The sequence below is a fragment of the Chamaesiphon sp. GL140_3_metabinner_50 genome, from assembly GCF_025361915.1.
In the GTDB taxonomy this organism is placed as follows: domain Bacteria; phylum Cyanobacteriota; class Cyanobacteriia; order Cyanobacteriales; family Chamaesiphonaceae; genus Chamaesiphon.
Map to the genome: position 1 here is coordinate 1 of NZ_JANYJC010000163.1, position 5327 is coordinate 5327.

The 5327-nt window shown below is 43.6% G+C and carries 9 protein-coding genes; 5 read left to right on the forward strand and 4 right to left on the reverse strand.

The genetic code is table 11. The features are described from left to right. Positions 1-233 precede the first annotated feature (233 nt). Both Q0R35_RS08340 and Q0R35_RS08345 read left to right on the forward strand, forming a co-directional pair. A complete protein-coding gene (locus Q0R35_RS08340; RefSeq protein WP_295616013.1) occupies positions 234-1232 on the forward strand; it encodes a sodium-dependent bicarbonate transport family permease in 999 nt (332 codons plus the stop codon). 2 nt (positions 1233-1234) lie between these two features. Continuing rightward, on the forward strand, positions 1235-1522 hold the full coding sequence (locus tag Q0R35_RS08345) for a hypothetical protein (protein ID WP_295616016.1): 288 nt from the start codon (positions 1235-1237) through the stop codon (positions 1520-1522). 156 nt (positions 1523-1678) lie between these two features. Here the strand turns inward: Q0R35_RS08345 and Q0R35_RS08350 are convergent, their stop codons facing one another. Both Q0R35_RS08350 and Q0R35_RS08355 read right to left on the reverse strand, forming a co-directional pair. Further along, positions 1679-2200 carry a hypothetical protein gene (locus Q0R35_RS08350; RefSeq protein ID WP_295616019.1) on the reverse strand — a complete coding sequence of 174 codons (522 nt, stop codon included), beginning with the start codon at positions 2198-2200 and terminating at the stop codon, positions 1679-1681. A 112-nt stretch (positions 2201-2312) separates the two neighbouring features. After that, positions 2313-2534, reverse strand: coding sequence for a DUF3148 domain-containing protein (locus Q0R35_RS08355; protein ID WP_295616022.1), 222 nt, complete (start codon positions 2532-2534; stop codon positions 2313-2315). Positions 2535-3014: 480 nt separating this feature from the next. Between Q0R35_RS08355 and Q0R35_RS08360 the strand changes: the two genes are divergently transcribed. Next, on the forward strand, positions 3015-3311 hold the full coding sequence (locus tag Q0R35_RS08360; RefSeq protein ID WP_295616036.1) for an RNA-binding protein: 297 nt from the start codon (positions 3015-3017) through the stop codon (positions 3309-3311). A 132-nt stretch (positions 3312-3443) separates the two neighbouring features. Then, positions 3444-3632, forward strand: a complete 189-nt coding sequence (gene rpsU / locus Q0R35_RS08365; RefSeq protein ID WP_015162498.1) for a 30S ribosomal protein S21 — start codon at positions 3444-3446, stop codon at positions 3630-3632. Between the two features lie 88 nt (positions 3633-3720). Here rpsU and Q0R35_RS08370 read toward each other — a convergent pair whose 3' ends face one another. Together Q0R35_RS08370 and modB are read right to left on the reverse strand one after the other, a co-directional pair. Then, positions 3721-4038: a hypothetical protein gene (locus Q0R35_RS08370; protein WP_295616025.1), complete on the reverse strand. Its 318-nt coding sequence runs from the start codon at positions 4036-4038 to the stop codon at positions 3721-3723. A 166-nt stretch (positions 4039-4204) separates the two neighbouring features. Then, positions 4205-4795, reverse strand: a complete 591-nt coding sequence (gene modB, locus Q0R35_RS08375; protein ID WP_295616030.1) for a molybdate ABC transporter permease subunit — start codon at positions 4793-4795, stop codon at positions 4205-4207. Positions 4796-4996: 201 nt separating this feature from the next. On the opposite strand from modB, the gene Q0R35_RS08380 reads away from it, so the two are divergent. Next, positions 4997-5122, forward strand: a complete 126-nt coding sequence (locus tag Q0R35_RS08380) for a hypothetical protein (protein WP_295616033.1) — start codon at positions 4997-4999, stop codon at positions 5120-5122. Positions 5123-5327: the final 205 nt, after the last annotated feature.

The window sequence follows — 5327 nt, forward strand, 5'->3', positions numbered from 1 at the left end:
ACGGCAGGCTTGCGCCAACGCCTACAGCGCGTTGGCGCAAGCCTCTCGGAACGAGATATGCATCCGCAACCCAACCTACGCAAGTTATTTAATGCTCATGCCTTAGCTGTATTCTCGATCTCCAGATCGATGTAGTTAAAATATGTCCGTTGTCGATCGACCGAAATAATTGCCGACTTGTCACCAACCGCCGGATAATGAACGAACATTAACAACTAAATTTTAAAGATGCGATGGATAGTAGTTTAATTCTGTCAAATATCTTGAATCCGCCAGTGCTATTCTTTTTCTTGGGAATGGTGGCGATTTTTGTGCAGTCCGATTTAGAAATTCCCAACCCCTTACCCAAGCTGTTTTCGCTTTATTTACTAGTAGCAATCGGTTTCAAAGGCGGACACGAATTGTATGAGAGTGGTTTGAGTCCGCTAATTATCAGCACTTTAGTAGCAGCAATATTGATGGCATCGATCGTGCCATTCTACTCTTTCTTTATTTTGCGCCTGAAGTTAGATACCTATAATGCTGCGGCGATCGCGGCTACTTATGGCTCGATTAGCGCGGTGACGTTCATTACTGCTAGCGCACTCCTCGACAAGCTTCAGATTGCCTACGGGGGGCACATGGTGGCAGCTTTGGCACTAATGGAGTCACCCGCGATCGTCGTCGGTTTGATCTTGGTGCGGATGTTTAACAAAAAAGAAGCAAATGTAGCTGGCGATGCAGAAGAAAGTGCGGAAACTTCTTGGGGTGAGGTATTGCGCGAAGCTTTTTTGAATGGTTCGGTCTTACTATTGATTGGTAGCCTAATTATTGGCGTACTCACAGGTGGCGATGGCTGGGCAAAAGTGCATTTATTCGTCGAAAAAGATCTCTTTTACGGTGCGTTAATGTTTTTCTTATTAGATATGGGATTGGTAGCTGCTAGGCGGATTCAAGACCTCCGCAAGACAGGCATGTTTCTAATTGGCTTTGCGGTGTTGATGCCAATTGCTAATGCTTTAATTGGCATTATGTTAGCAAAAGTAATCGGGATGGGTGAGGGTAATGCACTCTTATTTTCGGTGTTGTGTGCGAGTGCTTCTTATATAGCCGTACCTGCTGCCATGCGAATGACGGTTCCCGAAGCCAATCCTAGTTTGTACGTATCGATGGCTCTAGCGATTACGTTTCCATTCAACATTATTGTTGGTATTCCAATTTATCTACAAACTATCAAATTATTGGGAATCTAAACATGCTACAGCCTGTTAAAAAAGTCGAAATTATTGTCAGTTACCTAGAAGTTCCGGCTGTACTGAAAATTCTTAAAAAGAACTTGGTGCAAGGCTACACTGTCATTAATAATGTTTCTGGTAGCGGTGAGCATGGCTATGCTGGTGACGATTTAATTACCAATAGCTACATTATGATTATTTGTACCGAGCTAGCAATGGCGGAGCAGTTATCGAATGCCATGCAACCCCTACTCAAGAAGCTAGGCGGAATTTTTATCGTTAGCGATGCTCAGTGGATCGCTCATTAATAGGGATGGGAGATGGGAGTAAGGAGTAAGGAGTAAGAAGTAAGAAGTAAGAAGTAAGGAGTAAGGAGTAAAAAGGAAGGAGTAAGGAGTGCTATTACTCCTTACTCCTCAAACCTAACGTCCAAAACCCAAAACCTAAAGCCTGATACCTAATACCTAATCAGCCTTCATACTCCAAGTCAATAACATTCCGGCAATGCCTAATTTGCTAGCTTCCAACACCCAGTAGATTGAGTGTAGTTGGTTCATTTCTACAGGAATAGATTTTGTTGTCGCGAATATATCTAAGTCGATACCCAATCCACTCATATAAGGAGTAAGGATGAAAGTATAACTCATCGCGATCGCCAGCAGCATTCCCGCGCCTACAAACATCTCCGCCTGCCGATTCATCCGCTCCGCGACTTGGCTCAATGCCCAAATGCCACTCAGTGCAGTCGCCGCACACAATAACTCTACCCGATTAAAAATCCAGAAAATGCTATAACTAGCCGAAGCAAATCCACTACTCTCCATCATGCCAGTCATCCATAACGTTGGCATGATAACTAGATCTAACACCAAGCTACCGCTCAACCAAAATCCTAGGCTACCCATAATGAGATGCTGCCATCGGTGGGCAGCAATCCGTTCGACTAAGAATCTATTGTTGTCGCCACTGTTATATGCTTGCGTCATGTTATCCACCTGTTAAATCGAGACTCATTATTCAGGATAGCTTATGAAATCGATAAGGAATACTAATTTTTGTATCCACTCGACTCACACTGAGGTAGGATTTAAGCACTAATTATTCATCGATCGCTTCGAGATATCGCTCTTCTAGTAAAAAAGTATGAAGATCGAACTTTACCACCCAATAATTCCCCGGCTTTCGATCGATAATTTGACCGATCGCTCCTAGCTCTAATAAGCTGGGAGAGCGCAATGTCGGCATCGGATCGGCAGTTTTTAGATAGGTTGGTAGCTCAATTATCCGAATGTTTGTGCCAATGTTAATTTTTTTAGACATAAGTTATTAATTTTCAATTATTAGTTACTAAATATTAAGAATCTACATGCCAACTCTGCACGGCTAAATATCCGCTCTAAAGTATGGAGCGATATTGTGGTGGCGATCGAAGATTTGAACTGAAGATTTCCCCAGCTCATTGCTCTAGAGCTAATCGAGAAAATATCTACCGCCCGTTGGCGTAGCCTCTCCAGAGGAGAATCGATCGGGTTTAAAGTCCCAGAATTTGGTGGAGATCGATACTTGGTGACACCTTATACTATACTCAAGCTTTGCGTATCTCTGAGTCAGGTGATATTGTGCCCCCGCACAGACCAAATATTAAATCGAACTACATGAATCTATAAGATGATAGACGATCGATTCTGAAGATCGTGTGCTACCATGATAGATGAAGATTATTTTCGGCTGTATGGTTCTTTTTACAAGCTTTTCTCCGAATCTAACTCTCTACACCTACAGGATTCTGGAGACAGCGATATGTCAATTTACGTCGGCAATTTATCCTACGAAGTAACGCAGGACGATTTGAACCAGACTTTTGCCGAATACGGTAAAGTAAAGCGGGTTCAGTTGCCTACCGATCGGGAAACTGGTCGTCTACGCGGCTTCGCTTTCGTTGAAATGGAAACAGACGCAGAAGAGTCTGCTGCTATCGAAGCTCTCGATGGTGCTGAATGGATGGGTCGTGACCTTAAAGTCAACAAAGCAAAACCTCGTGAAGAAAAAGGTTCATTTGGTGGTGGTGGTGGCGGTGGCGGCAACCGTCGCTACTAAGCTCAACCTTTAAAGTTCGAGTCTAAAACAATAAGAGGGCATACTATAAGTTTGTCCTCTTTTGGTCGATAAATAGCTGAATGGAAATACATCCTTCGGCTTCAATATAAGTAAGTTTGTGGATGGGTTAGGATGTCTCAAGTAATTCCCGGTGAAAGTGAAGGCATTGAGTCAGTGCTACGCCGATTCAAGCGAGAAGTCTCCAAAGCGGGGATTTTTCCTGATATGCGGAAGCACAGGCACTTTGAAACTCCAATTGAAAAACGCAAGCGCAAAGCGATTGCCAGACACAGACAAAATAAGCGTCGGTTCCGCACTTAATTTGGTCACTGTCTGAAATAATTATAACTAGCAATCTGTTCGGAGAGTTATATTACTCGATCGGGCAGATTTTTAGTATGTATATACCTTAACCTAATAATACGAAGATCGTAGCAAACATCGCCACACCCAAGATGATGCCAACGGCTAAACCATCGAGGGATTTATTAAATTGTAACCGCTGTCGATCGATCGAGACATGCCAAGCTACAGGGAATATTAACATCCACATGCCACAACAAACCGCGATTCCTTGCCCCACGGCTCCAGGCGCGATGATTGTCGAGGTGAGCGCGCCGATACTTGATATCGGGACGATGAGTAATAGTGCTAGGATCGATCGAGTGCGACTAGATTGGCGGCGCAATTGTTGGATGCCAGCATCGATCGATAGATTAAGGTTCATCGGTGAAAGTAAGAATAGGAAGATGTTCTCAATTTAAGCGGTAAACGCCGATCGTAGTCGAGCGAGGGGACAGTTAGCCGATCGACTACTAATATCACCCGATTTAGACTTTCCAAATATTCGCGATCGTCAAACCGACGATCGCAATACACACAATAATTATCGTCTAAAACCAGCCCTCCTCGATCGCACCTGCTTCGACTGCAAAATAAATCGCCATCGGCATGGTTTGGGTTTGCCCTGGAATATTTCCAGCAATCATTAATGTCGCCCCAAACTCGCCCAACGCTCGCGCAAATGTCAGCACAGTGCCCGCTAGAATGCCCGGAAATGCCAGTGGTAGGGCAATATACCAAAAGACATCGGGTTCGGATGCTCCTTCAATTCTAGCGGCATCTAATAGCAAGGTATCGATCTGCGCGAAGGCTCCCAATGCTGCCCGATACATTAAAGGGAATGATACGACGATCGCAGCTAATACGGCTGCGTACCAGGTAAATATTAATTGGAGATTTCCGCGTGCTAAAAATTGTCCGAATACGCCATTTTTTCCTAGCAATACCAGTAAAATAAAACCCACGACAGTCGGTGGTAAAATCAGCGGTGCGATTAAAAATGCTTCAATTAAAGAGCGCGATCGACCTTGATAATAATACATTTTATAAGCAACGATCGTTCCTAGTGTAAATGTACACAATGTTGCGATAAATGATATTTTCAGGGAAATCCATAATGGTGAGAGATCGGGCATCAACATGCGATAGCAGAGCTAGCATTAGTTCTGGCCAAAAGTAGTCTAACTCAAAATCAGTCGCTGGCAAAGCCACGCTGCAAGGTACAGCCTCTTCTAAGGAGAATCGCTGGCTCTGAGGGATAAGCATTAACTATTCGGGTAACAAAAGATTTATCGTGGTAACCAAGAAACTATTCAGGAGTTTAACCTATGTAAAAACAACCAATGATGCCAGATCCATCGGTAGATAGCCGACTAATTGGGAATTTGCGCCGCGTTCGCCTCGATTTTGAAGAAGTAGATCTCCAGCTTGAAGAATTAGTGGCTAAATGTGATGAACTTATTGGTTAACAAAAATTACAACGTTTTCAAGCTAGAAAGAAAAATCTAGCAGTTGGCTAAGATCGATTTTAACCGATCGATGCTAGGGGAACTCTATGAATTTTCCACAGTCCTAGACAAATATGAGCCGCGATCGACTTACACTAGGTTGACCGGAAATATTTACTTTCCCCGAATCGACAAATGCAAAAACCATTTCAGCGTGTAATCGTAG